The 3031-nt window shown below is 73.5% G+C and carries 2 protein-coding genes and 1 pseudogene; all 3 read right to left on the bottom strand.

Going from position 1 to position 3031, the window contains the following annotated elements:
• Positions 1-11: 11 nt before the first annotated feature.
• A complete protein-coding gene (locus tag WMI84_RS17840; protein ID WP_347355117.1) occupies positions 12-1211 on the bottom strand; it encodes an acyl-CoA dehydrogenase family protein in 1200 nt (399 codons plus the stop codon).
• A 5-nt stretch (positions 1212-1216) separates the two neighbouring features.
• Positions 1217-2533, bottom strand: a complete 1317-nt coding sequence (locus WMI84_RS17835; protein ID WP_347355116.1) for a CoA transferase — start codon at positions 2531-2533, stop codon at positions 1217-1219.
• A pseudogene (locus WMI84_RS17830) lies at positions 2527-3031 on the bottom strand (aldehyde dehydrogenase (NADP(+))); the annotation flags it as partial. The pseudogene WMI84_RS17830 and the gene WMI84_RS17835, both read right to left, overlap by 7 nt.

The raw sequence follows: 3031 nt of genomic DNA, 5'->3' as shown, positions 1-3031 counted from the left end.
GACGCATCACCTCAACGGAAGGCAGCGATGCCCGTCAGCACCTGGCCGACCACCAGGGTGTGCATCTCCGCGGTGCCCTCGTAGGTCAGCACCGACTCGAGGTTGTTGGCGTGCCGCATGACCGGGTACTCCAGGCTGATCCCGTTGGCGCCGAGGATGGTCCGCGCGGTCCGGCAGATCTCGATCGACTTGGTGATGTTGTTGTACTTGCCGACGCTGACCTGCTCGTGCCGCAGCGTCCCGGCGTCCTTGCGGCGGCCGAGGTGCAGGGCCAGCAGCTGGCCGTTGGCCAGCTCGACCGCCATGTTCGCCAGCTTGGCCTGGGTCAGCTGGAACGAGGCGATCGGCCGGCCGAACTGCTGACGCTCGATGCTGTAGGTGCGGGCGGACTCGAGGCAGCTGCGGGCCGCGCCGAGAGCACCCCAGACGATGCCGTACCGCGCCTCGTTCAGGCACGACAGCGGGCCCTTGAGCCCGCGGACCTCGGGGAAGACCGCGTCGGCGGGCAGCCGCACGCCGTCCAGCACCAGCTCGCTGGTGACCGAGGCCCGCAACGACATCTTGTGCTTGATCTCCGGTGCCGAGAAGCCGGGGGTGTCGGTCGGCACGACGAAGCCGCGGATGCCGCCGTGCTCCTCGCCGGCGTTGGCCCAGACCACCGCGACGTCGGCGATCGACCCGTTGGTGATCCACATCTTGGCGCCGTTCAGCACCCAGTCGGTGCCGTCCTTGCGCGCCCGGGTGCGCATCGAGCCCGGGTCGGAGCCGTGGTCCGGCTCGGTCAGGCCGAAGCAGCCGATCGCCTCGCCGGCCGCGAGCCGCGGCAGCCACTGCTGCTTCTGCTCCTCGGTGCCCCAGCGCCAGATCGCGAACATCGCCAGCGAGCCCTGCACCGATACCAGCGAGCGGATTCCGGAGTCGGACGCCTCCAGCTCGAGGCAGGCCAGCCCGTAGTCGACGGCGCTCATCCCGGCGCAGCCGTAGCCGGTCAGGTGCATGCCGAGCAGGCCGACCTGGCCGAACTCCTTGGCCAGCTCGCGGGCAGCCGGCAGCTCGCCCCGCTCGAACCAGTCGGCGATATACGGGTCGACGACCCGCTCGCAGACCTGGCGGACGGTGGCGCGGATCGCCTTCTCCTCGTCGCTCAGGACGTCGTCGATGCCGAGCAGGTCGCCCGGGTGGGGGCTGCCCTTGGGCGCGGTGGTGGACATGTGGGTCACCTCTCGTCGGTGCGGGGAGTGGTCGCCGGCCTGCCGTTGCGGCGCTTCGGGGGGCGCCGTCGGGCCGGGTCGGTCGCTGCGGGTCGGGGCTGGTCGAGCCAGGCGAGCACCTCGTCAGTGTGCTCGCCGAGCTCGGGCGGCGGGGTGGCGCGAGCGGTCCGGTATGCCGCCCAGCTGACCGGGTGGCGCACCTGGGGGGCGTGCGTGGGACCTATGTCGACCGTCGGGGCCAGGCCCAGCGCCTCGGCCAGCGCGATGCCGCTGCCGATCGTGCCGACCTGGCCGGCCGGGACCTGCACCGCGGTGAGGGTCTCGGCCCAGTAGGCGGCCGGTGCGGTCGTCAGGACGCTCTCGAGCCAACCGGCCAGCTCGTCGCGGTGTGCCACCCGCGCCGCGTTCGTGGCGAACCGGGCGTCCGCGGCGAGCCAGGACAGGCCCAGGGCCGTGCTGAGCCGGCCGAACTGCTCGTCGTTGCCACAGGCGACGGCGAGCAGGCCGTCGGCGCAGTGCAGCGTCTCGTACGGCGCGATCGACGGGTGCCGGTTGCCGAGCGGGACCGGGTCGACCCCCACGGACAGCTGGGCCTGGGCCTGGTTGGCCAGACCGCCGAGCAGGCTGGTCAGCAGCGTCACCTCGATGCGGTCACCCCGGCCGGTCCGGGCCCGCGCGGTCAGCGCGGCGAGGATGCCGATGACGGCGTCCTTGCCGGTCAGGACGTCGACGAGGGCGACGCCGACCTTGGTCGGCTCACCGCCCTGAGCTCCGGTGATGCTCATCAGCCCGCCGACGGCCTGCACGATGAAGTCGTAGCCGAGCAGCCCGGCGCCGCCGGTCGAACCGAACCCGCTGATCGAGCAGTACACGAGCCCCGGGTTGGCTGCGACGAGGTCCTCGTAGGCCAGGCCCAGCCGGGCCATGGTGCCCGGCTTGAAGTTCTCGATGACGACGTCGGCCCGCTCGGCGAGGCGGCGGGCGGTGGCCAGCCCGTCGGGATCGCGCAGGTCGAGCGCGACCGACTCCTTGGACCGGTTGACGCTGGCGAAGTAGGTCGAGCCATGCTCGGTGAACGGCGGCCCCCAGGACCGGGTGTCGTCGCCCGACCCCGGTCGCTCGACCTTGATGACGCGGGCGCCGAGGTCGGCCAGGGTCATGGTCGCCAGCGGACCGGCGAGCACCCGGCTGAAGTCGGCCACGACGATGCCGGCCAGCGGCTGCTCCGCCCGAGCGCCGGCCTCGGCCGGCTCACCGGCTTCGGCCGCCTCACCGGCCCGGCGGCCGGTCGGCTCGGCGAGCGTGGTCGGCCGGCTCACCATGTCGCCGTCCGTGCCATCGGCAGGCCCCACGGGTTGTCGTCGCACAGGAAAGACGGTAGCGCGGCCTGGGGCACATCCTGGAAGCACACCGGGCGGGTGAAGCGGACCAGCGCGGCCGCGCCCACGCTCGACGCGTCGGGCCGCGACGTGGCGGGCCACGGGCCGCCGTGGTGCATGCCCCAGCTGGTGGCGACGCCGGTCGGCCAGCCGTCGACGACGACCCGGCCCACCTGGCGCGCGAGCGCTGCGACGGCGGTGCCCGCGTCGGGGTCGTGCGGTCCGGCGGTGATGACCGACCCGGCCAGGGAGGGCTGCAGCCGGGCCAGCGCGCTCAGGCCACCATCGAGCGAGTCGTACTCGGCCACCAGGGCCGTCGGGCCGAAGCACTCCTGCAGGAACGGCGAGCCCGGCTGCAGCCGGTCGAGCCCGACCCGCAGCGCCGCCGGGCGGGCGGTGAACCCGGCCTCGTCGTCGGCACCCTCGACCGGGCCGGTCCCG

This window comes from Intrasporangium sp., assembly GCF_039812505.1.
Lineage (GTDB): Bacteria > Actinomycetota > Actinomycetes > Actinomycetales > Dermatophilaceae > Intrasporangium_A.
Note: the sequence above shows the minus strand (reverse complement) of the source record. Positions and strands in the feature narration are given on the sequence as shown.

What these genes read in the sequence shown, in the direction of transcription:
- WMI84_RS17835 (WP_347355116.1), bottom strand. Translation starts at nt 2,533, where the DNA reads ATGGTGAGCCGGCCGACCACGCTCGCCGAGCCGACCGGCCGCCGGGCC.
- WMI84_RS17840 (WP_347355117.1), bottom strand. Translation starts at nt 1,211, where the DNA reads ATGTCCACCACCGCGCCCAAGGGCAGCCCCCACCCGGGCGACCTGCTC.